Source organism: Marinobacter sp. SS8-8 (assembly GCF_030540945.1).
Lineage (GTDB): Bacteria > Pseudomonadota > Gammaproteobacteria > Pseudomonadales > Oleiphilaceae > Marinobacter.
In genome coordinates this window covers 196,375-222,670 of record NZ_JASSVN010000004.1, presented here as the reverse complement: position 1 = coordinate 222,670, position 26,296 = coordinate 196,375, and the positions used below count along the sequence as shown (strand labels likewise).

The following is a 26,296-nucleotide window of genomic DNA, read 5'->3' as shown; positions in this document are numbered from 1 at the left end:
GAAAAGATGGGTAAAACTACCGAGACCGGAAGGGCTCGTCCCTGAGCCGCAGTATGCCTTGTTGAACCGTTGTTTCAGTGGTTCAGTTGTTGAGAGTGCTGTATACAAGGTTGGACATGTCGGTCTGGTCTGACCCCGGAACCTCAATATACCGGTCACCGGACCCCCACCATTGCCACCAGGCCCGTTGATTGTAGGTGCGGCTGGCGAAATCCACCCGCAGGCCATTCAGCGTGGTGTTGTTCACCACCGGCACCGAAATGTTCCCGGTTTCGGACCCGAGCACACCGCTGTGGGTGACGCCCTCATTCATCAGTACCGGGTAGTGATTGTAGTAAAGCCCATCAGGACCATTCTGGCTGGTAATCTTACCGGCGAGGCTGATGCCCGAAGAGCAGGAATCGATCCCGTCCGCCGTGGTGGCCCCGCAGGCCGAATGTGTAGGCACCACGCCGTCGTCGGTTCCTGCAATAAAGGGCTTGGTGATGCCACCGTAGGAGGAGCCACCCGCAACAAAACGCAACCGCGGAATCGAGTTCGGGCTCACAGCCAGGTTGCGGGCCATGTTGGTTTGCAGGTCGTTCACCACACCCAGTTTGCCCGGTTCGGGTTCAATACCGGTGAATGCCTTCACAGCTGCACGCAGGGGCCAGTTGTACCAGCTGTCGTTGTAGGCAAGACTCATTGCCAGGTTCGCCAGTTCGGTACCCCCGCCCGCACCGGAGTAGTCCAGGGCTGCCAGTATCTTCAGGGGTTGCAGGCCTTCGGACTGAAGCCAGCGGGCCTGGTTTTCCAGCAGGTAGCGGATAACCAGGTCGCCGGTGGAGTGAGAGACGATGACGCAATAGTCATTACACAGGCCCTGTTGGCTGATCTGTCGAACTTGCTCATAGGCCTGCTGGGCAATGCCACCCTCGATTCGCCCATTGCTGCCCCAGTCTATGCGGGCTTCGGCACGGGACAGCCAGAAGGTTCGCCAGTAGTCCTCGCCGGCATCTTTGACTTCCTGGAGGTTTGCCGGAGGGTTCGCCAGGTCTTCCTGCTGGAAGCCGTGCACCAGGATTACGTTGTGCCCGGCCAGCCGGGCCTGGGCGGTTCCGGCAAACAGGCTGCCGGTGATGGCGACCGCCAGGGCCGCTTTGCAGGCACTTCCGATCTTTGTTGTTGTCATGCTAGCTCCGTCTTTGCTGAGTTGTTGTTGTGAAAAGACGCTTCTCCGCCAATTTCGGCGGTACAACCCGGGGTCAAGCCGGTGCAGGGCCGGGGCCCTGCGATCAGAACTTGTCGGCAAGCTGCCGGAGCAGCACCGCCCGTTGTTCCGATTCAGGGTTCACCGCCGGCGTATCCGTCAGGTTGTCGAGATCCGGGGGTGTGAATACGTAGCCTTTCCTGGGCCCAAACGCATAGTTGGTCCGGTCGCCGGGTCTGGCGGGCAGCTGGCGTATCTGGATGTGGCGCAGCTGGAACTGACCAGCCTCAGTCTCGTTGGCTAACACGGTGCCGTGGGCTTTGAGGTTGACGGTGTCTGATGTGCCGTCCAGCCGCTGCTCCACCTGCAACTGGGCGACAGGCCGCTGACCCGAGTACAACTGGGCGGAGAGCGCATAGAAACCAGGCTCCTCGGGCGAGAACCTAACCGGAATGATCAGGTTGTTGTCACTCACGTAAGGCTCGCCGAGCCCCCCGAAATCGCCGAGATAAGGCTCGATGGTAAGCGGTGATGCGTGACGAACGGGCCGCGCGTCCAGGCGTGCCTCGACGATCAGGCGGTATTCTCCGGGCTCCTCGCTGGCCTCCAGCGTTCCCTCAAAATAGCCCGCCGAGCCGGCTTGCTCCAGGGTGATACTGGCAACAGTCTGCCGGCTGTCCGGCTTTTCAAGAGTTGCTGTGAGCGAGCGGCCAACAACCTGGGCGCCCTGGATGGCGGCGGCGACAAGAATCGTCTCGCCCCGGGTGAACCGGTATTTCTCGAGTGTGACGGTAAATTGCCCATCACCCTCCAGCGGGAGGCTGACCGGCTCGTAGCGATTGCCCTGGTAGGCGGTTGCCTGAGCGTCGCTGAGCGGGATGGACCAGGCAGGGTAGCGAGTAGACTGTTCGTACTGCTCGGCAACACTGGCCAGCATAAAGCCAAGGGCGTTGCCTGAGGGTGGCTTCGGCGTCGGGTCAGTGGAGGGTAAAACGACAGGGGCTGTGGAGGCGGCTTTCTCCACAGGTGCGGAGGGCGCTCCGGTGGCCAGGGTAGTCAACCATCGAAACGCAGGGCGATTCTTGTCAGACAGGATATACCCCATCCCGACCACGCTGGTGGATACCAGTGTCAGAAGCAGTAGCGCCTTTCGGGTCATGCATCAGGTCTCTTTCTTGTTCCAGCGCCCCTAAACATAACGGGCTTTGCGGCGCACACCAAAATTCTGGCCGGTTTATGGAACAGAATCTGCCCGGATTGAGCGGCGGGTCACATTCCCGGGCCGTTGAGTTTCATGCCCGCTGTGCCAGTGCCCGGCGCTGGCAGTGCTATATCCGGTACAGGCAGATTGTGCGCTAAGCGGTTTGTGCGTTACATTTCCGGATTGATTCACTTCGCAGGGCATTTACCGGGGCTGGGGTCCTGGTTTGAATGACGAGGTACATGGCTATGCAGCACTTGCAATTCATTCAGCACTGGGAGCCAGGCAAGCCTGAATACGACGGGCAACTTGAACTGCCTGGAATTGCCCTCGATAAAAGCGATGATCTGCTGTTGTCGCTGGATGAGCTGGAGGAAGAACTTGAGCGGGTGCACCTGACAGCAGAGGAGGTGGAACTGCTTCGCCGGTTCCGCAGGACAACCGCGGAAAACCGGCGAATGATTCTTCAGATTCTGGGTCGCTGATCATCCGGCCCGGAGCTTTTACTTGCCTTTCTTGTAAATGTTCTCGTAAACGTAGTTGGTGGCTTCCACAAAGCCATCGATGCTACCGCAGTCAAAACGGCGACCCTTGAACTGGTAAGCCAGCACGCAACCTTTTTTTGCCTGCTCCAGCAGGGCATCGGTAATCTGTACTTCACCGTTCTTGCCAGCCGGCGTTTGCTCGATAATCTCGAAAATGTCCGGCGTCAGAATGTAGCGGCCGATAATGGCCAGGTTGCTGGGTGCGTCTTCCGGAGCCGGCTTCTCAACCATGTCGGTTATCCGGTAAAGCCCATCTTTCATGGATTCGCCGGCAATCACACCGTATTTGTGGGTTTCGTCCGCAGGCACCTCTTCAATGGCAACGATAGAGCAGCGAAACTGGTTGTAAAGCTTCACCATCTGCGCCAGAACACCGTCTCCCCCTTCGGGGCCGATACAGAAGTCGTCTGCCAGAACCACCGCAAACGGGTTGTCGCCCACCAGATTGCGGCCGGTGAGTATGGCGTGGCCCAGACCCTTCATTTCATTCTGACGGGTAAAGGCGAAACTGTTGTGATCGATCAGATCACGGATGGATGTCAGCAGATCCTCCTTGCCAGATCCTGCAATCTGGTGCTCAAGCTCATAGCTGATGTCGAAATGATCCTCGATAGCCCGCTTGCCTCGCCCGGTTACGAAGCCGAACTCGTGAATGCCGGCCTCGGCGGCTTCCTCAACGCCATACTGAACCAGGGGTTTATTCACCACCGGGAGGATTTCCTTGGGCATTGCCTTGGTTGCCGGGAGGAAGCGGGTACCGTAGCCGGCTACGGGAAACAGGCACTTCTTGATCATAACGCTTGTCCTTATATTTGCTTGGGTCACCGCCTGTTGCCAGTCGGTTGTCCGTGAAGGGGGACTCATAAAGTATGCCAAGTGTAACCAGATTGTTGGCCTGAATGGAGGCCCCGGTACTGAAATGTAAAGATCGGTAAAAAAGACGCCATGTCACCTTCGGGATTGTCTGTTGATTTGAATAGAAAAAACTTTCAATTGCATCAGTAGGTGGCTGTATTATCGACATATTCACTTTGTAAATTTTGGAAACGGCCACTGGATTTATCGTCCCGGGTGCAATACATTCCTAGTATGAAAAATTATTTAGCTTAAGCAGCTTTCCTTTTGGGCTGCGGCCGGCGCTATCTGGCAGGACCTTATCACATTGAAATCGCCATTTTTAACTGCACTGTTGTGGTGCATAGTCAGTCAGCCTCTCTACGCCGAAGACGGCGGCTCGTGGCTTCGCAATGGCTGGCAGCCCTATTCGAGCAATTTAGCCGGCAGTGTGGACGCGTTCCGGGAGGAGCGCGAACACTGGTTGAGGTCCCGGCTGAAGTTTTCCGGCAAGACGGAACTGAACAGTGATGGCATCGATGGCTTTGTGGGCGTTGCCGCAGACAGACTGCTCGGTGAGAGTGATGCTATTGGGTTCGACTACCGTGATGGCCGGTCCTACAAGAACGAGACCGATTCCAGTGCCGCGTCATTCCGCTATCGTTTCCCGGCAGGGGCGAATCAGTTGCGGATCGAGGCGGGGAGATCCCGTTACGAGTATGCTGCCAGCAATGCTGGTCGCCGCTTTAACGCCAGCAGTGAATCCCGTGTGTTCGGTCTGGGGGCGAGCAGACCGCTATTCTCCCGGTTTGGCATGGCCTTTGATGGCATTGCCTGGCATCGGGGGCGAGACAGCGTATTTTTTAAGGAAGACAGCCTGGTCTCAGAATCGCGTTACCAACTTTCGTCCATTGGCCTGGAGGCAAACGGAGGTCGTGAGCTGGGAGCCGGCCTGGTTGCCAACACCCGGATATTGGCGTTGAGTGGCCGCGAATTCCTTGCAACCGATTATCCGTCGCGTGATGACATGGTAGACGAAAGGGAGTTCTATAAGGTCGCCGTGTCCGCTTCTATTGAGCATGAACTGTTCCAGTGGAACTGGCGGGTGAACGGACGGTATCAGTTTGCGGATGAAGATCTCCCGTCGTCGGAATACCTGACGGTCGCCGGCCCGTCCATGCTTACCGGTTTCAATGGTCAGTCCATTTCTGTGTTCAGAGGTGGCTGGCTGAGATTCGATACTGCCAGCCCTGCTTGGCCCATGCCATACGTAGACGGCGTATTGTCCAGTGTGAATTTTGCCGTGCTGCAGGGCTGGATTCCCGATTACGGGGCCCAGACAGGCCGCCACGGCAACGCCAGCGCCGGCCAGGTCTCACTGAAGATGCAGGGCCGGGCCTTTACGGCCAACGTCAGCGTCGGCCGGATGATCCGTGCCTCCACCATGGCCCTGACAATGCCCGATTATCCGGACGTGCGGTTCTCGCTGTCCATGGGGATCTGACCCCCGAGCCTTAAGACGTTGTCACTTGAGTATGCTCCGACCGCAGGTGCCCCATTACTATTCCAAGGAATGTTAATGGGGTTGGAGAACTAAGCGCTCAGGGGCAAGATTGCTCACGCTGCTCACGCTGCTCACGTTGCCGTGCTTTCTCTACACATGGGTACCGCTCAATTGCCCGTGCTGCCAGGCGCGACAGCGGTGGAAGAAGGGTAGTACGCCCGAGGCCCAATCGTCTTCACCAGGCGCTGGCACGAAATGTCCGCCTCGCCCGGAGGGCGGAGCTGTTGGACCCCTGGTGGCGTGTTGCGGCTCAGAAGGGGCTGGCGCATCACCTTGTTAAGCAAAAATAGTTAAAGCCGGGCGACCAGGTAATGGCAGAAACCTGGCGATAGCAGGACATGGTGCCGACAGAGCAAGAAAGTGTATGGCATGGAGAAACAGGAAGTTAACCCCGTGGCCGCGGGGTGGTGCTGGGGAGGTGAGGGTGCCATATCCACGATGATCAATCTTTGTTCGATGGATTGTTGACAATATCGTCTCTAAAGCGTAAATTTCGGATAATTCCAGTCACTATTGTTGACAAAGTATGTCTGAAGCCATCATTCAAACCTACACTCGCGCAGACGAAGCCTTTGATTGTCTTCAAACGGCTATCGTGAAAGGCGATCTCATCCCCGGCGAGAAAATCGGCGAAGTGGAACTCTGTTCCCGTTTCAATCTTACCCGTGGCCCTTTGAGGGAAGCCCTTGGTCGACTCGAATCCCGTGGATTACTGGTACGCCGCCCGCACGCCGGGGTAAAGGTGGTTTCGGTGAGCGCCTCGGAGCTGATGGAACTCTACCGAATCCGGGAAGTGATGGAGGGCTTGGCGGCACGCCAGGCCGCCGAGCGCATGACCGACCAGGAAATTGCGGACCTTCAGCGCACCCTTGATACCCACGAACAAATGATTGAGGAAGCCCAGGGCCAGGCGTATTACCAGGCTGAAGGCGATTACGATTTCCACCACCGCATCGCCACCGGTAGCCGCAACACCAAACTGGCCCAGATGCTACTGGGTGATCTTTACTATATGGTGCGGATGTACCGTTACCGGTTAAGCACCTTCACCGGCCGCCCCCATAGGGCGCTGGGGGAACACCGGCGTATCGTCGAAGCCATTGCCCAGCGCGATGGCGAACTCGCCGAGTTCCTGATGAAAAGACACATAAACGCCGCCCGCCTGAATATCGAGAAAAAAATCCAGGAAGGCGATCTGACGATCTGAAAAAGGGGTCTGACTCGAAGTGTGAAGAAGGGTCTAACTCCGAGTTTGAAAAAGGGGTCTGACCCCGCGGGGTCAGACCCCAACTTCACGCACCAAATCAGCAGGCTAAAAAGGGGTCTGACCCCAAGTTCACAAAAAACCAAGAGAGGCCAACACCATGTCTAACAAACTCAGCCCGGGCGCCCGTTTCCGCAAGGCCCTGAAAGAAAACCAGCCCCTGCAGATCGTGGGAACCATCAACGCCTACGCCGCCATGATGGCCGAGAAAGTCGGTCACCAGGCAATCTACCTGTCCGGTGGTGGCGTGGCCAACGCCTCCTACGGCCTGCCGGATCTGGGCATGACCTCCATGAATGATGTGGTTGAGGATGTCCGCCGCATCACCGCGGCCACCGACGTTCCGTTGCTGGTCGACATCGACACCGGCTGGGGTGGCGCTTTCAATATCGGCCGCACCATCCGTGAAATGGAACGTGCCGGCGCAGCAGCGGTCCATATTGAAGACCAGGTCGCCCAGAAACGTTGCGGTCACCGCCCGAACAAGGAAATCGTCTCCCAGGAAGAAATGGTAGACCGTATCAAAGCCGCGGTCGATGCCCGTGAAGACAAAGACTTCTTCATCATGGCCCGTACCGATGCCTTCCAGAAAGAAGGCCTGGAAGCCGCCATCGAGCGTGCCAAAGCCTGCATCGAAGCCGGTGCGGACGGCATCTTCGCTGAAGCGGTCACCGAGCTTGAACACTACAAAGCGTTCTCCGAAGCCCTGGATGCGCCCATCCTGGCAAACATCACCGAATTCGGCGCCACGCCGCTGTATAACCGCAAAGAGCTGGCCAATGCCGGCGCTGACATGGTGCTTTACCCGCTCAGCGCCTTCCGCGCCATGAACAAGGCCGCCCTGACGGTGTATCAGAACATCCTGGAAAAGGGCGACCAGAAAGACGTGGTTGACCTGATGCAGACCCGGATGGAACTGTATGATTTCCTGAACTACCACGATTTCGAACAGAAGCTGGACCAGCTGTTCCAGCAGAGCAAGGGTTAAGACTGAAAACGGGGTCAGATGAAAACGGGGTCAGATGAAATTTTCATCTGACCCCACCTTCATGACCCCATGTTAGAGCTGAAATTGGGGTCAGAAGAACGCTTTCTTCTGACCCCGTTTTTAAGACTGAAAATGGGGTCAGACCCGATTGGGTCAGCCCCCTGATAATAGAGGGGAGACAACAATGGCTGAAGCAAAAAAACTGAGCGGCGCCGGCCTTCGGGGCCAGGTAGCTGGTGAAACCGCACTGTGTACCGTCGGCAAGAGCGGCGCAGGCCTGACTTACCGCGGCTATGACATCGCCGATCTGGCAGAAAAGGCCCAGTTCGAGGAAATCGCCTACCTGCTGCTGCGTGGCAAACTACCGAACCGCCAGGAGCTGGCTGCCTACAAGACAAAGCTCCAGAGCCTGCGGGGCCTGCCGGCTGCCCTGAAAACCGTGCTGGAGCAGATACCCAAGAACGCGCACCCGATGGACGTGATGCGCACCGGCTGCTCCATGCTGGGCAACCTGGAAACCGAACAGGACTTCAGCGAGCAGGACGACAAGATCGACCGCATGCTGGCGATCTTCCCGTCGATCATTACTTACTGGTACCGCTTCGCCCACGAGGGCGTGCGCATTGAAACCGACAGCGATGTCGATTCCATCGGCGGGCACTTCCTGGAGTTGCTTCACGGCAAGAAGCCCAGTGAACTGCACGAGCGTGTAATGAACGTGTCGCTGATCCTCTACGCCGAGCACGAATTCAATGCCTCTACCTTTACGGCTCGTGTGTGCGCCTCCACGCTGTCCGACATCCACAGCTGTGTAACCGGCGCCATCGGCACCCTGCGAGGCCCGCTGCACGGCGGTGCCAACGAAGCCGCCATGGCGCTGATCGAGAAGTTCCAGACCCCGGACGAAGCCGAAGCAGGCCTGTTGGGCATGCTGGAGCGTAAAGAAAAGATCATGGGCTTCGGTCACGCGGTCTACAAGGATTCCGACCCGCGCAACGCCATTATCAAGCAGTGGTCCAAAAAGCTGGCGGACGAAGTGGGGGATACTGTGCTGTACCCGGTATCCGAGCGCTGCGAAGCCGTTATGTGGCGCGAGAAGAAGCTGTTCTGTAACGCCGATTTCTTCCACGCCTCGGCCTATCACTTCATGGGCATCCCGACTGAACTCTTCACCCCGATCTTCGTGATGTCCCGCGTCTCCGGCTGGACCGCCCACGTCAAAGAGCAGCGCGAGAATAACCGCATCATTCGCCCGAGCGCGGATTACACCGGCCCGGCGGATGCGAAGTGGGTGCCGATCGACGAGCGGCCGTGAAAAAGGGGTCTGACCCCGTGGGGTCAGACCCCATGTTCACAGTGCGGGGTCAGACCCCCATGTCCACATCACCGAGTTGCTGACCATGAACACTGAATACCGCAAGAATCTCCCAGGCACCGACCTGGACTATTTCGACACCCGCCAGGCTGTGAATGACATCCAGGCCGGCGCCTACGACAAACTCCCATACACCTCCAAGATCCTGGCGGAACAACTGGTTCGCCGCTGCGATCCGGAGATGCTGGCGGATTCCCTCAAGCAGTTGATCGAGCGCAAGCGCGACCTGGACTTCCCCTGGTACCCGGCACGGGTAGTCTGCCACGACATCCTCGGTCAGACCGCACTGGTGGATCTGGCGGGCCTGCGTGATGCCATTGCAGAGAAAGGCGGCGACCCCGCCAAGGTCAACCCGGTGGTTCCCACCCAGCTGATCGTGGATCACTCCCTGGCCGTTGAGCACGCGGGCTTCGAAAAAGATGCCTTCGAAAAGAACCGCCAGATCGAAGATCGCCGTAACGACGACCGCTTCCACTTCATCAACTGGACCAAGACCGCGTTCAAGAACGTGGATGTGATTCCTCCCGGCAACGGCATCATGCACCAGATCAACCTGGAGAAGATGTCCCCGGTGGTGCAGGCTCGTGATGGCGTTGCTTACCCGGACACCTGCGTAGGCACCGACAGCCACACCCCGATGGTGGATGCCCTGGGTGTCATTTCCGTGGGCGTGGGCGGCCTGGAAGCCGAGAGCGTGATGCTGGGCCGTGCCTCCATGATGCGCCTGCCGGATATCGTCGGCGTTGAGCTGACCGGCAAAATTCAGCCCGGCATCACCAGCACGGACATGGTGCTGGCCATTACCGAGTTCCTGCGCAAGGAGCGCGTGGTTGGCGCCTACCTCGAGTTCTATGGTGAAGGCGCTGACAGCCTCACTGTAGGCGACCGTGCCACCATCTCCAACATGACCCCGGAATACGGTGCCACTGCGGCCATGTTCTACATTGACGGCCAGACCATCGATTACCTGAAACTGACCGGCCGTGAAGACGATCAGGCTGCCCTGGTAGAGACGTTCGCAAAAGAAACCGGCCTTTGGTCAGGCAGCATGAAAAACGCCGAATACGAGCGTGTGCTGAAGTTTGACCTGTCCAGAGTCACCCGCACCCTGGCCGGCCCTTCCAACCCGCACGCACACCTGCCCACGTCCGAGCTGGCAGAGCGCGGCATTGCCGGTGAATGGGAACAGGAAGAAGGCAAGATGCCGGATGGCGCGGTGATCATTGCCGCCATCACCAGCTGCACCAACACCAGCAACCCCCGCAACATGGTGGCGGCAGGACTGATTGCCCGCAACGCCAACAAGCTGGGCCTGACCCGCAAGCCCTGGGTAAAAACCTCGCTTGCGCCCGGTTCCAAGACGGTCAAGATGTACCTCGAAGAATCCGGGCTACTGCCCGAGCTGGAAAACCTCGGTTTCGGTGTGGTCGCCTTTGCCTGTACCACCTGTAACGGCATGAGCGGCGCCCTGGACCCGAAAATCCAGCAGGAAATCATCGACAGGGACCTGTACTCAACCGCGGTACTGTCTGGTAACCGGAACTTCGACGGCCGGATTCACCCCTACGCCAAGCAGGCGTTCCTGGCGTCGCCGCCGCTGGTGGTTGCCTACGCTATCGCCGGCACCATCCGCTTCGACATTGAGAAAGATGCCCTGGGTTATGACAAGGACGGCAACCCCGTCACCCTGAAGGATATCTGGCCGGACGATGCGGAAATCGATGCCATCGTGAAATCCAGCGTCAAGCCCGAGCAGTTCCGCAGCACCTACATCCCGATGTTCGACATCACCCGGGATGCCCAGGCCAACACCAACCCGCTGTATGAATGGCGCCCGCAGAGCACCTACATCCGCCGCCCGCCGTACTGGGAAGGTGGCATGGTGGGTGAGAAAGCCCTCAAGGGCATGCGCCCGCTGGCGGTGTTGCCGGACAACATCACCACGGACCACCTGTCGCCGTCCAACGCCATCCTGATGAACAGTGCGTCCGGTGAATACCTGCACAAGATGGGCGTGCCGGAGGAAGACTTTAACTCCTACGCCACCCACCGGGGCGATCACCTGACGGCCCAGCGTGCCACCTTCGCCAACCCGAAACTGTTCAACGAAATGGTCCGGGACGAAAACGGCAACGTGAAGCAGGGTTCCCTGGCGCGGATCGAGCCGGAAGGCAAGGTCACCCGCATGTGGGAAGCCATCGAAACCTACATGGAGCGCAAACAGCCGCTGATCATCATCGCCGGCGCCGATTATGGACAGGGCTCCTCCCGGGACTGGGCCGCCAAGGGCGTGGCTCTGGCCGGTGTTGAGGCGATTGTGGCCGAAGGCTTTGAGCGGATTCACCGCACCAACCTGATCGGTATGGGCGTCATACCCCTGCAGTTCGAAGAAGGCACCACACGCAAGACCCTCGCCCTGGACGGCACTGAAACCTACGACGTAGAAGGCACCCCGGCGCCCCGTGCCCAACTGACGCTGGTGATCCACCGCAAGAACGGCAGCACCGAACACGTGCCAGTGACCTGTCGCCTGGACACCGCCGAAGAAGTGTCTATCTACAGTGCTGGCGGCGTACTGCAGCGTTTTGCCGAGGATTTCCTGCAGTCCGAGGGCGCAGCGTGAACAAGGGGTCTGACCCCGTGGGGTCAGACCCCATTTTCAAACTCCGAGGTCGGGGTTGAAGAAGGGGTCAGAAGAAAGCCTTCTTCTGACCCCATGTTCACCGCACCCATAGCATCGACAAAGGGGTCAGATGAAATTTTCATCTGACCCCGTCTTCACCAAGAGAGCAGAAAAATGACCCACGCTCCCCAAATTAAAATCCCCGCCACCTACATGCGCGGCGGTACATCAAAAGGCGTGTTCTTCCGCCTTCAGGACCTCCCAGAACCCTGCCAGACTCCAGGCGAAGCCCGGGACAAGCTCCTGCTGCGCGTGATCGGCAGCCCCGACCCCTACCAGAAACAGATCGACGGCATGGGCGGCGCTACCTCCAGCACCAGCAAAACCGTCATCCTGGCCGAGCCCACCCGGCCGGACCACGATGTCGACTACCTGTTCGGCCAGGTCTCGATTGACAGGCCATTTGTCGACTGGAGCGGTAACTGCGGCAACCTGACCGCTGCCGTAGGTGCCTTCGCCATCAACAGTGGCTTCGTTGCCAAAGACCGAATTCCGGAAAACGGCATCTGCACCGTGCGCATCTGGCAGGCCAACATCAAGAAAACCATCGTCGCCCGCGTGCCCATCACCAACGGTGAAGTACAGGAAACCGGCGATTTCGAACTGGATGGCGTCACCTTCCCCGCGGCGGAAGTCCAGGTGGAATTCATGGACCCGGCCGATGGCGAAGGCGCCATGTTCCCCACCGGCAACCTGGTGGACGACCTGGAGGTGCCTGGCGTGGGCACCCTGGACGCCACCATGATCAATGCCGGCATACCAACCATCTTCGTCAATGCCGAAGACATCGGGTACAAGGGCACCGAACTCCAGGACGACATTAATTCCGATCCGAAAGCCCTGGCCATGTTCGAAACCATCCGCGCCCACGGCGCCGCGAAGATGGGGCTGATCCAGAACATCAAGGAAGCCGCCAATCGCCAGCACACCCCGAAAGTCGCCTTCGTGGCCAAACCCTCCGATTACGTGTCATCAAGCGGCAAACAGATCGGGGAAGGGGATGTGGATGTACTGGTCCGGGCACTCTCCATGGGCAAACTCCATCACGCCATGATGGGCACAGCCGCCGTAGCCATTGCTACTGCTGCAGCCATTCCGGGAACCCTGGTGAATGAAGCCGCCGGTGGTGGCGACCGCACCTCAGTGACCTTCGGTCACCCGTCCGGCACCCTGCAGGTTGGCGCAGAAGCCAGTCTGGTGAATAACCAGTGGACCGCCACCAAAGCCATCATGAGCCGCAGTGCGAGGGTGTTAATGGAAGGTTGGGTGAAAGTGCCTGGGGATTCGGTCTGACAATGGTGAGCTGATTTTACTGGTATTGAAAGTCGGTGCCAGAGGAGATATTTATAAATGAGCGTGCAGATTATTGAAAAATCGGGAAAACCCGAATACGCAGTCATTCCCTATGCCGAGTATCAAGAGTTGCTTGAGATGGCACAGGATGCGTGTGATATTCAGGATGCCGATGTTGCGATGGCTGAACTTTCCGCCGGAGAGGACGAAAGCATTCCTGTGGCTATCGCTAAGCGCCTCGTGTCTGGAGATGAACACCCTCTGAAAGTGTGGAGGGAATATTGCGGTTGCACTCAGGGGTCTCTGGGTGCGGCAGCCGGTATTGGCAAATCGTACAGCGTCAGCGTACTTTACGAATTTTGAGGCCAGTCGGCTGTTCAAATGTGTTTTTAATCATGGATTAACTATAAAAAAACCATTTAAATGTTTTTGTTATAAATCATCCCATTTGAATACCTCTCTAAAAAACACATGGCGCCGAAGGCGATGCAACTACGTGTATCCGATGTCGAAGATACTTACACCCGCATCTCCATATTCATCAGGTTGAAAATTTAAGTTACTGAAACGTATTCATTTTAAATATTTGGTATGGATGATGCAGACTGCTGTGTACCGCTGACGTGCTTGCCTGAATTCCAGCTGCCAGCGTTCACAATTCAAGGAGAGATAACCATGAACACTGCATCAAAGAGAACACTTCTATCTACGCTTGTCCTGCCTTTGGCACTGGGCGCGGCATCTGCCAGCGCGGTGATGGTTAACACATGGGACTATACGGTCGACAGCAAGTTCGAGAACGCAACGTTCACTAATAAAGGGAGCACCAACCCCGGTACCCAGGATACCAGCAACGAAAATGTGATTTCATGGGGTGGAACAACAGCTGCGAGTCGGTCGTCTGTCTCGATTACCGATGTCGATTCCACAACGGATGGTATGCTTCCAAAACTTGAAACCAATATGGGCCCCGTAAGCGGTGGCGTATTTACCCATAATAACAACACCATCAGTTCGAGTTTTGATACGCTGCTAACGTTTGACCTGACCTCCACGCTCACCCTGAATCCGCTTACACCGATGGGTGTTGGCAGTACCGAGGTGCTGCCCTCGATTACCTTCAACAGTCGCTTTACGGAAACGCCGAACAACCCGGGCAGTGGGTCCTGTGCCGATGGATTAGCCCAGCCCTGCGGTGACATTTTCACCCTGACCGACATTGACGGTTTGGGCCCCTATACCGGTGGCGCCCTTCCCCCACAGCAGTTCACCATGGAGGGCTACGTCTACTCGGTGTTCCTTGATCTCGCTGGGCTGATGACGCTGCCTGATACTGCCTGTGCGGCTGCGGGGGCTGCTAACGGATGTCTTGGTCTTCTGACTCCTGAGGGCGGCCCCAACTCTTTTGAGACCTCGTTCCGTATCGAGGCTACACCGGTTAGCGTACCTGAGCCAGGCACCCTGGCGTTGTTGGGCCTGGGCCTCGCCGGACTTGGCCTGTCACGCAGGAAAAAAGCAGCAAAGGCATAACGTCTGAGCAGTTTAGTGCTTAGATGAGAGTGCCGGTAGAATAAAGGCCCCCGCCAACAAGCGGGGGCCTTTTCAGTTCGAGCGTTTCCCTAAGCCGAAATCGCCAGGTTCAGTTCGGTTTTGCAGGCAGGTACCGTCCGGCGTCTGTAATCAGCGACCAGACATCCGGACGACGCCTCCTGATACCGTCAATCAGTGACGCTGCCTCGGTGAAGGCAGGGCGGCGGAGGCCGTGATACTCCAGCACCGGTCCCACGTGATCAAACTCCACACCAAACCGCTTTAACAGGCGCAGCTGTGCCGGCTCCATGACCGCCATCCAGTGGGTGATGCCATGCCTGACCGACATCTGGAGAATCGCGGCGAAAAGCCCCAGGCTGATGTAGGGCATGGCGCGTTTGCCATTTTCCGAATCACTGTAGCAGACAGAATCGCTGGTGCCAGAGGCCGATTCGCCCTCGTTGAGACGGCGCCGAAACTCCCGGCTGACCGCCATCCGGGATATTTCTGCGATCTGCGCGCGGGGTGCGGCTGCAAATGCGTTCCGTGCCTGTTGGCCCATCCGGTGGATGCAGTGGCCTTCCATTGGAAAATCGCCCTGTTCCAGGTTTTCCGGGTGGTCGCCCGTCATAACGAGACGAACGGTGGCAACGCTGTCTCCCGTTATCCGGTGCCGGATCAGCGCGTGTGCGGATCGCGGATCGTAGGCATCGTGCTCGCGTTTATCAGCGAAGCAATCGGGGTCCTCGAAAGGCCGGTCAATACAATAAACCTGGTACCGAAGTTCGAAGACCTCGTTAACCACCTCTGGAGACGTCGCCAACTCGACCTTGAATACTGAGTTGAAAATAGTACTGACGTCTTTGTGAGTTTGTTGGTTATCTGTGTTTTCTGTTTCATGCCGAAGTGCAAACCCTGTGTTCATTTTCAGGTCCTCATTCCTTCCCGCTCAGGGGTTGTTATGGCGATAGTCGCAGTGAAAGAAAACGCCGTTTAACCAAACTTGACGGCGGACTACGGGTGTATCGAGGTTACCGCTCATCAGACCTCGGAATGCTTGATCCCGGGCACGTAACGTCCCGGCGCCAGGATGAAATTGGGGTCGACCGCAGCTTTCAGTTGACTGGCCAGTCTGGAGAAAGTAGAGCCACTGGTATTCAGGGTGCTCATCGCATCGATGTTGAGGCGGTAGGGCAGGAAGCCTTGTTTCTGCCCGGCTTCGTACAGGGCGCGATAACAGTCATTCGCCCGCGCTGTCGCCTTCGCGTCACCCCGATCAAACAGAAGGGGAACGGTAGAGTCGAAGCAGCGATCATTTACTGTCGTCAAGGTAATGAGCGGATTAACACCATACTGCGGGCAAATTCGTTCAATCATATCGACATAGCGGCGAACGTCTTTCCCCCGTATCGGAACCAGCGGTGCGAACCATATAAGCCCACAGCCATCCCGTGCGGGGTTTTTGGGCTGCCCGGTCTCGGGCAGGGTACCCGAGCGCCAGTAAGCCAGCGCCAGCGCAACGTCGTTGGGGGTGCCATGCATGATTTCCAGCGCCCCCGAGAGTGTATCCGCCATGCCCTGGACCCGTGTTGCCAGCCTGCCGGGTAGCATGCGGACAATAGTCCGCGCCAGGTCAACTTTTCGCCGGTTGATAAAAACGAGACGGTCGGTTACCGGGCCCAGAAGCCGCCGTAGCGTGCGTCGGGCCGCTCGGGCAACTTCCTTTGAGGCATAAATCGCACCAACCCCGCTCCACGCAGGAACGCCATGACGGTTGGCGAGATTTTCGACTTCGTGAGCCGGCAGAACACCATCAATGGCCCTGTCTTCAGGGAAGGGCGTCATCATCGAGAGCATGCGTTGGCTGTTGAGCAGGTTAATCGCCACAACCGAACCGCCGAGCGCTCGCAACACTGCCCTGACGGTGGGCACCAGCGCTTCCAGCCTGGCGTCGTCTTTGGTGGAAAAGAAAAACGCGGTCACGGTGTCGGGTGCTGGCGCAAGGGCGATGGTCATATTCACAACCACGCCGAAATTCCCCTGGCTGAAAAGCCCGTCGAGATAAGGGCCCAGGCCCCATTTGAAAAGCCCGTCCACTTCCGCACCGCCAAGCTCGCTGAGCGGCGTCCGGTAAAGGGTGCCGTCGGGCAGGATCGCTTCAATCTTTGTCACCGCCGCAAAATGGTCGGTAATCGGCGTGATGCCGTAACCTCGCTCAAGCGCATTGCCAAGAATGCTGCAAGTGGGGCCCGCGCCGGTCACCGGAACGAGATAATCGCCCTCATGGTTATCAAGGAAGTCTCTCAGGGCACCCTGGGTTACGCCGGGCCCAACCGTGACAACGCCCATTTCAGGATCAAAACCGGAAATGCTGTCAAGCCGGCTCAGATCAAGGATGACGCAGCCGTCTTCAACCGGGTTGGCACTGCCATAGCCCCAGTTATTGCCCCTGCTTACGGGATAGACCGCGACCTGCCAGCGTTGCGCAACCTGAAGAACCGCGGCGACCTGCTCCTGGTTCTCTGGGCGGAGCACAGCCGGAATAGAGCGTTTTGCTCCTATTGTGGAGGCGCCAAACTCTGCTGAGCCAGCCACAACGACGCCGGATTCACCCAGAATGGCGGCCCATTCGTCAATGGCAGATTCGATGGTGGTGCGAGTCACTGGTATTTCCACGGGTTATCGATAACTTCCATGAATGCTTCGTTAGCGTTTGCTAACGGGTTGTTCATTAATTGCGCGAAGATTATAGGCGAGATAAGGTCGGCAAAACCATGTTGTACCATTACGGCTTTGAAAACGATTTACTTTAAAGAACTGAAGTGCAAACAAGCAGTTGAAGTAAAAATAGAGAAATGCGGCGGGGGCCTGTTCATTAAAACAATTTAACCAAGGTCGGGCTCGGTTCGAACCTATTTTATAAGTTATTGAATTATAACTAAATAAAAAATTTATTTTAGGAAGATGTAGTTGATGTAAACAGATATTTAAAATTAACAGATGTGCACAAGAGTGTGTAAATAAAATGCTACAAATATCGGCTTTCTGGTTGTCAGTTTTATTTACATTCTTTAGAAAAGTGTAATTCAGGCTTAACATTATGCGTTTTTAAGCCTTTGTTGATGACGGCTCGCTGGTTTTTGTTTGAGTAGACCAAGTCAGGCCTGGTTGGTAAACCAGATCCGGGACCCGGAACCGAATGGTGCCCGGCATTTCTCGCTGTATTTTGGCGTTGGTGTCGGGTGCGCTAATCTGTGGTTAGAGGACACCAAAACCGAAGGAGCCACCGCCATGTCAGCAACATTTGATCTCAACGAACGCCCCGACTACGACAAGCTCATGCAGACGATTGCCGATTACACCCTCGGCTACCGGATCAAAAGCAAGGAAGCCTGGGAGACCGCCCGCAACTGCCTGATGGATACCCTGGGCTGCGGCCTGTTGGCCCTCAGGTTTCCCGAATGCACAAAGCACCTGGGCCCGATTGTTGAAGGCACGGTAGTGCCCCATGGCGCGCGCGTTCCCGGAACCTCCTTCCGGCTGGATCCGGTGAAAGCGGCCTGGGATATTGGCTGCCTTATCCGCTGGCTGGACTACAACGACACCTGGCTTGCTGCCGAGTGGGGGCATCCGTCCGACAACCTGGGGGGTATTCTTGCGGTTGCTGATCATCTTTCCCAGAAAAGGGTGGCGGAAGGCAAAGAGCCGCTGACCATGAAGGACGTGCTGGGGGCCATGATCATGGCCCATGAAATCCAGGGTGTGCTGGCGCTCGAAAACTCCTTCAACCGGGTAGGGCTGGACCACGTGGTCCTGGTCAAAGTGGCCTCCACGGCCGTCACCGCCAGACTGATGGGCGCTAACCGCGAGCAATTGCTGTCGGCACTTTCCCACGCCTGGGTAGACGGCCAGTCATTGCGAACCTACCGCCACGCGCCCAATGCAGGCTCCCGGAAATCCTGGGCAGCAGGCGATGCCACGTCCCGCGCGGTACGATTGGCCGATATCGCCATGCGAGGAGAAATGGGCATTCCGAGCGCACTGACAGCCCCCCAATGGGGCTTCTATGATGTGCTGTTCAGCAAGACCAACAAAGATCAGAAGTTAAAGCCCGAGGATAAGCGTCAGTTTTCTTTACCCCAGGAACTGGGCTCCTACGTGATGGAGAACATCCTGTTCAAGATCTCCTTCCCGGCGGAGTTCCACGCCCAGACAGCGGCGGAAGCGGCAGTAGCCCTGCACCCCCAGGTCAAAGACCGACTCGACGAGATCGACCGGATTGTCATCACCACCCACGAATCCGCCATCCGCATCATCTCCAAGCAGGGCAGGCTTGCGAACGCGGCCGACAGGGATCACTGCCTTCAGTACATGGTGGCTGTCCCGCTGATTTTTGGGAGTCTCACCGCGGAACACTACGAAGACAGCTTCCACGAAGCCAATCCGCTTATCGACCGGGTTCGGGAGAAAATGGAAGTGGTGGAAGATGAAAGGTATACCCGTGAGTACCTGGAAGAAGACAAACGCTCCATCGCCAACGCCATTCAGGTGTTCTTCAGGGATGGCAGCGCCACGGACAAGGTCGCGGTTGAATACCCCATCGGCCACCGTCGCCGCAGGAAGGAGGGGATTCCGCTCTTGGAAGACAAATTCAACAACAACCTTGCCACCCGGTTCCCTGGCCAGCGTTGCGACCGGATCTACCAGCTCTGCAAGGATCAGAAAGCGCTGGAAGGCACGCCAGTGCATGAGTTTGTCGGGCTTTTTGTGATCTGAATATGAAACAGTGGGTGTCGGTTTAATTTACAGTTTGTGGGTAAGGGTTTCATAACAAGCTGAAATTTAAACAGTTATCATTGTGGCGCGAAATGTGCCTTCAGTACTCCGGCGAAGGCGAATTAATCAGTGAAACGGAGTACTGATATGAACAAGGCAACAGCCATTATTGCGACCGGACTACTCTTTGGCGCCTGCTCCTGGGTTTCCGCAGCACCCATTCTTTCCGTCAGCCCCCAGGGCGGAGCCGCCGCTGGCCAGGCCGAAAGTAACTTCCTGGCAACCCTGAGCGGCGGCTATCTCACCGAAACGTTCGACAACAATACCTTTTACAACCCTGGTGATCAGTCAGTTTCCATTAACTCCCAGGTGGGTGTCGGCAGTTTTACCAGCGCGGTGCCGGGTTCCGGCGGCCTTTGCGATAGTGGCGGTTACACCTGCACGAAAGGCCTTGCCGTTCTGGATGCAGGCACAACGCCTTTCAGCGGGCGCTACCCGGTATCCGGTGACAACTGGCTGGACAGCATGGACGCCAGGGAAATGAGCATCTCGCCGGCTGCGGGTTACAATGCCATGGGGTTCTACATGACAGATCCTAACGATGCGGGTGGCCGGTTCTCGATTGGCGGCGTGGGGTTCAGTTTCAACGACATCTTCGGAACAGCCCTGGGTAACGGCACGATTTTTTACATCTCGATTTTTGACTCGGTAGGCCTTGGCGGCGTGTCCATCTTTTCCAATAAACCGAATGACGGCTACGGCCTGGATAACGTAACCGTCGGTACCGTTGCGGTCCCGGAGCCCGGCACCCTGGCGCTGCTTGGGCTCGGTCTCCTGGGGCTTTTTCTGGCCCGCATGCGCAAGCGGTCGTAACGCCTGATACAGAGAAGAAACTGACAACCCGGGCGCCGTGTGTTGTCAGTTTTCTTTACATTCTGAACGCACCCTGAACGGCTGACACGCTCATTCTGTTTGCCGTTGGTTGCAGTTACAGGAATTTACAGTACACTGCTGTTCATATAACGCTGTATGTAAACGCACTGGATGCGTTGTTTCATTGTTGTGAGCAGCAAAAGGAGTTGGCGTGGCCCACGTCAGATTGTTCAGGCATTACATCCATCTTCCGTATGTCATCCTCGGCCTGATTGATTTTTTGCTGCTGGCGTTTGCCTTCGCCCTGACGGTATTTTTTCGCTACTTCGGCGACCTTTCCTTCTTCCTTGAAAACCTGCGATTTCTGTTGCCATCAGCGGTTGTCTTTTCGGCAATGAACCTTTTGGTGATGGTGGCGCTTGGTGTTCACCAGTCGCGCCTGGAGGAGGGCATGTCGGGCATGATGCTCCGCACCATCATGGCGCTGATTATCAGCATTCCTTTAAACGGTTTTGCCTACCTGCTGGCAGCAGACTGGTTGTGGTACCTCGGTGAAAGCGGTGTTTTGACAACAGGGTCTGTGTTCGGCTTTTTCCTGATCGGTATCGCGCGCTCAATCTTCTTCGACACGGTGGGCAAGGACGCCTTCAAACGAAAGGTGCTGGTACTGGGTGCTGGCTTTCGCGCCAGGCAGATTCACGAAGACCTTAAAGCGCCATTGAACCGCAAGGGGTTCATCCTGATGGGGTTTGTCCCCCTGCCGGACGAGCCGGTTGAGATCCGCGACGACTACCTGCTGAACATTCCCACCACACTTCACCAATTCATCATCAAGAACCCGGTCAGTGAAATTGTGGTAGCCGTGGATGATCGCCGCAAGGGCCTGCCCATGGAAGACCTGCTGGAATGCAAGATGGAGGGCGTAAAAATTGTTGACGGTATGACTTTCTATGAGCGGGAGAGTCGTAAAGTTGCGCTGGAAATGGTCACCCGGGGCTGGCTGGTTTTTACCGATGGTTTTACCGTCTCGTCGGTCTTCGGATTTGGTAAACGATCACTGGATATCCTGGCAGCAACAACGCTCCTGCTTGTGAGTTTGCCGTTGATGATCCTTACCGTCATAGCCATAAAAGCAGAGGATGGCTTCAGGGCGCCGGTGCTGTATAGCCAGGAACGGGTAGGGCTTAACGGCAGAGTCTTCAAAGTGTACAAATTCCGCTCCATGATTAACGATGCTGAGAAAAATGGAGCAGTCTGGGCCAGCAAAAACGACACCCGGGTAACCCGGGTGGGTGAGGTTATCCGAAAATTACGGATCGACGAACTGCCGCAAATCTTTAACGTTCTCAATGGCACCATGGCCTTCGTGGGCCCGCGCCCCGAACGGCCGGTGTTCGTGGCGCAGCTGTCTGAAAAGATACCGTTTTACAGTGAGCGCCATCGCGTAAAGCCTGGCCTGACCGGCTGGGCCCAGCTATGCTTTGCGTACGCGGGCAACGAGGAAGACACGCGGGAAAAACTTTGTTACGACCTCTATTACATCAAGAATCAAAGCCTGTTGCTGGATTTATTGATTATAATTCAAACAGTAGAGGTGGTACTGTTCAAGAAAGGATCAAGGTAGTTTCGGGACCTGCCCTCCCCGGGACACGGAAACAGACACGGAATCAGAGAGGAATAACAATGTCATCGAAGTATTCACTGCGGGGACTGCTGATCTCCGTGACGGCGGTAGCGTTTGTAACGGGTTGTGCCGGGCCTCAGCCATCGTCTCAGGAAGACATCAACGAAGCTCTCAGCCTGCAGACATCAACGGGGGTCGAGGAGTATGTGCTCGGCCCAACGGATGAAATCCAGATCTCGGTCTGGCGTAATGCGGATCTCAGCATCGGCGTTCCCGTACGCCCGGACGGCAGGGTATCCATGCCCCTTATTGGCGATGTCCAGGCCACCGGTAAAACGCCGGAACAGCTCGCCAATGAAATCGAGGAAGGCCTTAAAAGCTACATCCGTGAACCCCAGGTAACCGTGGTGGTCAAGTCCATGGGCAGCCAGGAATTCAACAACCGGGTGCGGGTAACCGGCGCGGTCAGCCAGCCCATCTCCGTGCCCCACAGGTCCGGAATGACGGTCCTGGACATGGTGCTGAGCGCAGGCGGTGCAAACCCCTTTGCCAACCTCAACGACGCCATGTTGTACCGCTCACTGGGCAACAGGATGGTGGCCATTCCCGTTCGACTCAACGACATTCTCAGCAAGGGTGATGTATCCACCAATTACCGCCTGCGACCCGGGGATATCCTGACCGTGCCGGAACGGAATTTCTAGGATTGGCTGCAACCGCTGTTTGAAGCCGGCGCGGAACTGTTTATCAACAGGTAATTAGAGATGGCACTTCCATTAAACCAGATTCCTTCGGAAATAATCAGAGAGGTCCGCTCGCGTAAGTGGCTGGCCTTTTTCCTGTTCACAATTGTCAGTTTTGCCGTACTGGGGGCAGGGTTTGTCTGGCCTTACAAGTATGAGTCTCAGGTTGTGATATTTGTGGATGACCAGAATATTATTCGCCCGCTGATGGAAGGCAGTGCCGTAACCACCGAGATCAGCGAGCGCAGCTCCGTAGCCCGGGAAATGCTCTGGTCCCGGGATGTCATGTCAAAGGTTGCCAAAGACAAGGACATCTTCGGCCAGGATGCTGACCAACTGACCGACGAGGAACTCGAGCGCAGAATCGGCATGCTTCGCACTAACATGAATGTGCGTCCCCGTGGTGACCGCTATTTCAGTATTGGTTATACCTCCGAGTCGCCCATGCAGGCCTTCCGCATTGCGCAACGCCTGGGGCAACTGTTTATATCCGAAAATTCGGAAAGCAAACGCAAGGAAAGCCGTAACGCTTACAACTTCATCGACAAGCAAGTCAAGAATTACGAGTCCATACTTGCCGGGGTTGAACAAAAACTGAAGAAGTTCCTCTCCGAGAATGTTGACGGAACGGAAAGCGAAGCCAATGCCCGCATGGCGAACCTGCGCCGTGAACTGGAACTGGCCGAGCTGGAGCGCTCCGAACTGATGGCGCGGGCCGAATCCCTGGAGTCACAACTGGGCGACGTGCAACCCATGCTCAGCCAGGCCAGAACGGCAGATTCCTACACCCGCAGAATTCGCGAGAAGGAAACCCAGCTTGACGAACTGCGGCTGCAGTACCACGACACCTACCCGGATATTGTGGTACTGAAGGAACAGATTGCCGAGCTGAAAAAACAACGGGACAGGGCAGCCCTCAGTGGTGAACTGGGCCTGGCTGCCAGTGAAGGCGATCAACTGGTCAATCCTCTGTACCAGGACATCAGCGCGGAAGTTGCCAAAACCCGCGCCAGTATCCGCACCCAGGAATCACGCATCAATTCGCTTGAGAATCTGATCGCGGAGCAGGAAGAACGGATGGCGCGTATCCAGGAAAACAAGACACAGTATTCAGAGCTCACACGGGATATGGAGGTCAACGAACAGATCTACAACGACCTGCTCAGACGCCGCGAAAAAGCCCGGGTATCCATGTACCTGGACATCGAAGGCCAGGGCCTGAATTTCCGCATCAACGAAACCGCTCAATTCCCCCTGGACCCGGTTGGCCCGCAGTTCCAGCTGTTTGCTTCCGCTGGCCTGATTCTCGGAGCCCTGGCCCCGTTCGGCCTTGCGGCCGGCGCACTGCAGATAGACCCCCGTGTACGGGCCCGGAAACAGCTTGAAGACGGTATTGGCCTGCCCGTGCTGGCAGAGATGCCCCACGTACGAACACCCTACGAGAAACGCAGGGACCGATTTTTAACCGTTTCCGTCGCTGTATGCGCCGTGCTGGTTGTAGCTGCCTATGGCGGTGTTGCCGGTGCTGCTCTGATGGGGGTTATTTAATGACAGAGCAAAAACGGGACAGGGAAAGGGAAGAGATGAAAACCAGTACCCGGGCGCGTGATAACAACAGCGGTGGAGCGGATTTCAAGGCAAGGGAACGCACAGGCGATCTGAAGAAACAGGGTGCGGATTCCGATAGCGGGCACGGCAACGATTTCTCCCATTGGGATGACTCCCGCATGCTGGTACCGAGTTCCCTGGAGTTGGGCCCCGGTGCTGTCGACAAGTACGTGATCAGCAAACAGATCGTCAAGATGCAGGAGCCCCGCCGGCTCACCCGCGACGACATGGACGAGCGGCGCATCATTTATCCGGAATCCCAAAACCGGGCCCTCGTCAACCGGTTTCGCCACCTGCGTACCAAACTGCTGGAACTGTCGGGTGGCAACAACTTCACCATGGTGGTCAGCGGCGCCTGTGAAGGTGCGGGAACCTCTTTCATGGCCCTCAACCTGGCAGCGGCATTTGCCTTTGACCAGTCCAAAACCGCGCTGATCATCGACTGCAACCTGCGCGCCCCCTCACTGCACGCCCAGTTGGACCTGGCCGCCGAAACCGGGCTGACGGACTTCCTGGAAGACCCGGACTACGACATCGGCCGGATTATCTATCCCACGGGCATTCCACGCCTGCGCCTGATACCGGCAGGCAGCAAACGCGAAACGCCAGCGGAGTTCTTTACCTCATTTCGCATGAAGCAGTTCCTGCAGGCCATCCGCCGCCGCTATCCAGATCGCTTCATTGTGCTGGATACGGCGCCCATTTCCGACTCTCCGGACGCACGGATTCTGACCGATCTTTGCGATTACGGCATGCTGGTGGTCCCCCACGGCAAGCTGACGCCAGGCAAGATTGAGAATGCGGCCCTGGCGTTCAATCCGGATAAATTTGTGGGTGCGGTGATCAATGGTTAAGGCAATGGCGTTCAGGTCTTTCGCCGCGAAGCTGCGGCCTTCGCTGGGGCTGGCCCTTCTGGCCAGCTCGCCGGTTACACTGGCTACACCTCCGGAGCTGTATGTGGGCTTTGGGCCCAGATACAGCGACAACATCGCCAGAAGGGCGGATCAACAGCAGAGCGATATTGAAAACCGGTTTACCTTACGGGGCAACTACCAGACCGATCCCGGAAAATGTATTGCCAGCGCGAACGGCGAATTATCCTATTCGGTGTACTCGCAGAATACCTACGAGCCGCAAACAGGAATTAACGCAGGCATTACAGGCAGCTGTGAACTTGCACAGGGTCTTTCCTGGGAAGTCGACAACCAGACCCGGGAATATACCCGAACCCGTCGCCTGAGCAACACACCCGACAACCGGACCCGGAAAAATGTCTTCCGAACCGGGCCCAGCTATCTCTGGCAACTGTCACTGCTGGATTCGGTTCAGTTATCCTCAAGTTATGAGAACACAGAGTATAACGACCTCTCAGACCCGAACAGAAATAATAACAGTACTCTGTCCTATCCAGACAGTGACAGATTCATCGGCGCCATCGCCTGGAGCCACCTTTTTTCGCCGGATTTTTCCGCCGGTTTATCCGCTTCGGTGAGCGACGCGGAGCTTGACACCGGCGCGCAGATCCGAAGAAGCACACTCAGTGGCACCTATAGCAAGCGCTGGGCCACAACCGCATTGAGTGGGTCCCTGGGGGTCAGTGAAATAAATACCACACTTGGGAGTTTTGAGCAGAATTCAGGCGGGGTGGTGGGTGACCTGAACCTTACACGCTCACTGAACTCCGGAGGAACGCTCTATCTCAGGGCCTCCCGGGAGTTCACGGACCGGGCATCGAATTACGACATTCGCTTCAATGAATTCACTTTCGAGCTGGAAGAAAGTAACACGCTTGAAGCCACCAGTATTGAAACCGGCCTGGACAAAATATTCAGTAACGGTGATTCCTTGTCTGTCTCCGCCTTCGCCAACCGCTCCGACTACCTGGGAGCGAGATCCGTCGCCGGAGGCCGGCGGGACGGAACAGGGGTAAGGGCCGGTTATACCAGACGACTGACCCCAAAGCTGTCCGCGGTCGCCTCTGGCGAGTATGAGTTGCTGACCTACAAGGCAGACCGAGCCGATTATCAGACCACCGGCCTTGATCTGGGCCTGACCTACCGCTCCTCGCGCCGCCTTGAGTGGGCCGCAAGAGTGGGCCGGTATGAGCGCGACAGCGACATCGAAACACAGACCTATGATGAGAACTGGGTGCAGTTAAGTGTTGACTACAGGCTTCTGTAAACCGGCGCCGCAAGGATGTGATGAC

The 26,296-nt window shown here is 56.9% G+C and carries 21 protein-coding genes; 16 read left to right on the top strand and 5 right to left on the bottom strand.

Annotated features, from left to right (window positions below):
• Positions 1-82 precede the first annotated feature (82 nt).
• Both QPL96_RS06515 and QPL96_RS06510 read right to left on the bottom strand, forming a co-directional pair.
• Positions 83-1,171: a hypothetical protein gene (locus QPL96_RS06515; RefSeq protein ID WP_303286422.1), complete on the bottom strand. Its 1,089-nt coding sequence runs from the start codon at positions 1,169-1,171 to the stop codon at positions 83-85.
• A gap of 103 nt (positions 1,172-1,274) precedes the next feature.
• Positions 1,275-2,348: a hypothetical protein gene (locus QPL96_RS06510; protein WP_303286421.1), complete on the bottom strand. Its 1,074-nt coding sequence runs from the start codon at positions 2,346-2,348 to the stop codon at positions 1,275-1,277.
• A gap of 290 nt (positions 2,349-2,638) precedes the next feature.
• Here QPL96_RS06510 and QPL96_RS06505 point away from each other — a divergent pair, with 290 nt between their 5' ends.
• A complete protein-coding gene (locus QPL96_RS06505; protein WP_303286420.1) occupies positions 2,639-2,875 on the top strand; it encodes a hypothetical protein in 237 nt (78 codons plus the stop codon).
• Between the two features lie 18 nt (positions 2,876-2,893).
• Here the strand turns inward: QPL96_RS06505 and galU are convergent, their stop codons facing one another.
• Positions 2,894-3,730 carry a UTP--glucose-1-phosphate uridylyltransferase GalU gene (galU, locus tag QPL96_RS06500; protein ID WP_303286419.1) on the bottom strand — a complete coding sequence of 279 codons (837 nt, stop codon included), beginning with the start codon at positions 3,728-3,730 and terminating at the stop codon, positions 2,894-2,896.
• A 367-nt stretch (positions 3,731-4,097) separates the two neighbouring features.
• Between galU and QPL96_RS06495 the strand changes: the two genes are divergently transcribed.
• From QPL96_RS06495 to QPL96_RS06460, 8 genes are all read left to right on the top strand, one after another.
• Positions 4,098-5,273 carry a ShlB/FhaC/HecB family hemolysin secretion/activation protein gene (locus QPL96_RS06495; RefSeq protein ID WP_303286418.1) on the top strand — a complete coding sequence of 392 codons (1,176 nt, stop codon included), beginning with the start codon at positions 4,098-4,100 and terminating at the stop codon, positions 5,271-5,273.
• Positions 5,274-5,859: 586 nt separating this feature from the next.
• A complete protein-coding gene (locus QPL96_RS06490; RefSeq protein WP_303286417.1) occupies positions 5,860-6,540 on the top strand; it encodes a GntR family transcriptional regulator in 681 nt (226 codons plus the stop codon).
• A gap of 157 nt (positions 6,541-6,697) precedes the next feature.
• The gene (gene prpB / locus QPL96_RS06485) at positions 6,698-7,585 is read left to right on the top strand and encodes a methylisocitrate lyase (protein WP_303286416.1); all 888 of its coding nucleotides are present in this window, start codon (positions 6,698-6,700) and stop codon (positions 7,583-7,585) included.
• Between the two features lie 184 nt (positions 7,586-7,769).
• A complete protein-coding gene (gene prpC / locus QPL96_RS06480) occupies positions 7,770-8,900 on the top strand; it encodes a 2-methylcitrate synthase (protein WP_303286415.1) in 1,131 nt (376 codons plus the stop codon).
• Between the two features lie 85 nt (positions 8,901-8,985).
• The gene (acnD, locus tag QPL96_RS06475) at positions 8,986-11,583 is read left to right on the top strand and encodes a Fe/S-dependent 2-methylisocitrate dehydratase AcnD (RefSeq protein WP_303286414.1); all 2,598 of its coding nucleotides are present in this window, start codon (positions 8,986-8,988) and stop codon (positions 11,581-11,583) included.
• Positions 11,584-11,757: 174 nt separating this feature from the next.
• On the top strand, positions 11,758-12,936 hold the full coding sequence (gene prpF, locus QPL96_RS06470; RefSeq protein WP_303286413.1) for a 2-methylaconitate cis-trans isomerase PrpF: 1,179 nt from the start codon (positions 11,758-11,760) through the stop codon (positions 12,934-12,936).
• Between the two features lie 57 nt (positions 12,937-12,993).
• Positions 12,994-13,299, top strand: a complete 306-nt coding sequence (locus QPL96_RS06465; protein WP_303286412.1) for an XRE family transcriptional regulator — start codon at positions 12,994-12,996, stop codon at positions 13,297-13,299.
• Between the two features lie 312 nt (positions 13,300-13,611).
• Positions 13,612-14,466: a THxN family PEP-CTERM protein gene (locus QPL96_RS06460; protein WP_303286411.1), complete on the top strand. Its 855-nt coding sequence runs from the start codon at positions 13,612-13,614 to the stop codon at positions 14,464-14,466.
• A gap of 109 nt (positions 14,467-14,575) precedes the next feature.
• Here QPL96_RS06460 and QPL96_RS06455 read toward each other — a convergent pair whose 3' ends face one another.
• The gene (locus QPL96_RS06455; protein ID WP_303286410.1) at positions 14,576-15,391 is read right to left on the bottom strand and encodes a PEP-CTERM/exosortase system-associated acyltransferase; all 816 of its coding nucleotides are present in this window, start codon (positions 15,389-15,391) and stop codon (positions 14,576-14,578) included.
• 116 nt (positions 15,392-15,507) lie between these two features.
• Positions 15,508-17,130: an FAD-binding oxidoreductase gene (locus QPL96_RS06450; protein WP_303286409.1), complete on the bottom strand. Its 1,623-nt coding sequence runs from the start codon at positions 17,128-17,130 to the stop codon at positions 15,508-15,510.
• Between the two features lie 627 nt (positions 17,131-17,757).
• Between QPL96_RS06450 and prpD the strand changes: the two genes are divergently transcribed.
• From prpD to QPL96_RS06415, 7 genes are all read left to right on the top strand, one after another.
• Complete coding sequence (gene prpD / locus QPL96_RS06445) at positions 17,758-19,242, top strand: 2-methylcitrate dehydratase (RefSeq protein ID WP_303286408.1); 1,485 nt, start codon at positions 17,758-17,760, stop codon at positions 19,240-19,242.
• Positions 19,243-19,389: 147 nt separating this feature from the next.
• A complete protein-coding gene (locus QPL96_RS06440) occupies positions 19,390-20,115 on the top strand; it encodes a PEP-CTERM sorting domain-containing protein (protein WP_303286407.1) in 726 nt (241 codons plus the stop codon).
• A gap of 211 nt (positions 20,116-20,326) precedes the next feature.
• Positions 20,327-21,739 (top strand): TIGR03013 family XrtA/PEP-CTERM system glycosyltransferase, encoded by a 1,413-nt coding sequence (locus QPL96_RS06435; RefSeq protein WP_303286406.1) that lies wholly within the window; start codon positions 20,327-20,329, stop codon positions 21,737-21,739.
• Between the two features lie 59 nt (positions 21,740-21,798).
• A complete protein-coding gene (locus QPL96_RS06430) occupies positions 21,799-22,443 on the top strand; it encodes an XrtA/PEP-CTERM system exopolysaccharide export protein (protein ID WP_303286405.1) in 645 nt (214 codons plus the stop codon).
• A 60-nt stretch (positions 22,444-22,503) separates the two neighbouring features.
• The gene (locus QPL96_RS06425) at positions 22,504-24,030 is read left to right on the top strand and encodes an XrtA system polysaccharide chain length determinant (protein WP_303286404.1); all 1,527 of its coding nucleotides are present in this window, start codon (positions 22,504-22,506) and stop codon (positions 24,028-24,030) included.
• The gene (locus QPL96_RS06420; RefSeq protein WP_303286402.1) at positions 24,030-24,944 is read left to right on the top strand and encodes a polysaccharide biosynthesis protein; all 915 of its coding nucleotides are present in this window, start codon (positions 24,030-24,032) and stop codon (positions 24,942-24,944) included. The genes QPL96_RS06425 and QPL96_RS06420 overlap by 1 nt, the downstream gene beginning before the upstream one ends.
• 4 nt (positions 24,945-24,948) lie before the next feature.
• Positions 24,949-26,271, top strand: a complete 1,323-nt coding sequence (locus tag QPL96_RS06415) for an outer membrane beta-barrel protein (protein WP_303286400.1) — start codon at positions 24,949-24,951, stop codon at positions 26,269-26,271.
• The last annotated feature ends 25 nt before the right edge of the window (positions 26,272-26,296 follow it).

Bases quoted from the DNA above. Each gene is read 5' to 3' on its own strand.
- QPL96_RS06505 (WP_303286420.1), top strand. From the start codon at position 2,639: ATGCAGCACTTGCAATTCATTCAGCACTGGGAGCCAGGCAAGCCTGAA.
- prpD (WP_303286408.1), top strand. From the start codon at position 17,758: ATGTCAGCAACATTTGATCTCAACGAACGCCCCGACTACGACAAGCTC.
- acnD (WP_303286414.1), top strand. From the start codon at position 8,986: ATGAACACTGAATACCGCAAGAATCTCCCAGGCACCGACCTGGACTAT.
- QPL96_RS06430 (WP_303286405.1), top strand. From the start codon at position 21,799: ATGTCATCGAAGTATTCACTGCGGGGACTGCTGATCTCCGTGACGGCG.
- prpF (WP_303286413.1), top strand. From the start codon at position 11,758: ATGACCCACGCTCCCCAAATTAAAATCCCCGCCACCTACATGCGCGGC.
- QPL96_RS06425 (WP_303286404.1), top strand. From the start codon at position 22,504: ATGGCACTTCCATTAAACCAGATTCCTTCGGAAATAATCAGAGAGGTC.
- QPL96_RS06415 (WP_303286400.1), top strand. From the start codon at position 24,949: ATGGCGTTCAGGTCTTTCGCCGCGAAGCTGCGGCCTTCGCTGGGGCTG.
- QPL96_RS06420 (WP_303286402.1), top strand. From the start codon at position 24,030: ATGACAGAGCAAAAACGGGACAGGGAAAGGGAAGAGATGAAAACCAGT.
- galU (WP_303286419.1), bottom strand. From the start codon at position 3,730: ATGATCAAGAAGTGCCTGTTTCCCGTAGCCGGCTACGGTACCCGCTTC.
- QPL96_RS06510 (WP_303286421.1), bottom strand. From the start codon at position 2,348: ATGACCCGAAAGGCGCTACTGCTTCTGACACTGGTATCCACCAGCGTG.
- prpC (WP_303286415.1), top strand. From the start codon at position 7,770: ATGGCTGAAGCAAAAAAACTGAGCGGCGCCGGCCTTCGGGGCCAGGTA.
- prpB (WP_303286416.1), top strand. From the start codon at position 6,698: ATGTCTAACAAACTCAGCCCGGGCGCCCGTTTCCGCAAGGCCCTGAAA.
- QPL96_RS06455 (WP_303286410.1), bottom strand. From the start codon at position 15,391: ATGAACACAGGGTTTGCACTTCGGCATGAAACAGAAAACACAGATAAC.
- QPL96_RS06440 (WP_303286407.1), top strand. From the start codon at position 19,390: ATGAACAAGGCAACAGCCATTATTGCGACCGGACTACTCTTTGGCGCC.
- QPL96_RS06490 (WP_303286417.1), top strand. From the start codon at position 5,860: ATGTCTGAAGCCATCATTCAAACCTACACTCGCGCAGACGAAGCCTTT.
- QPL96_RS06515 (WP_303286422.1), bottom strand. From the start codon at position 1,171: ATGACAACAACAAAGATCGGAAGTGCCTGCAAAGCGGCCCTGGCGGTC.
- QPL96_RS06465 (WP_303286412.1), top strand. From the start codon at position 12,994: ATGAGCGTGCAGATTATTGAAAAATCGGGAAAACCCGAATACGCAGTC.
- QPL96_RS06460 (WP_303286411.1), top strand. From the start codon at position 13,612: ATGAACACTGCATCAAAGAGAACACTTCTATCTACGCTTGTCCTGCCT.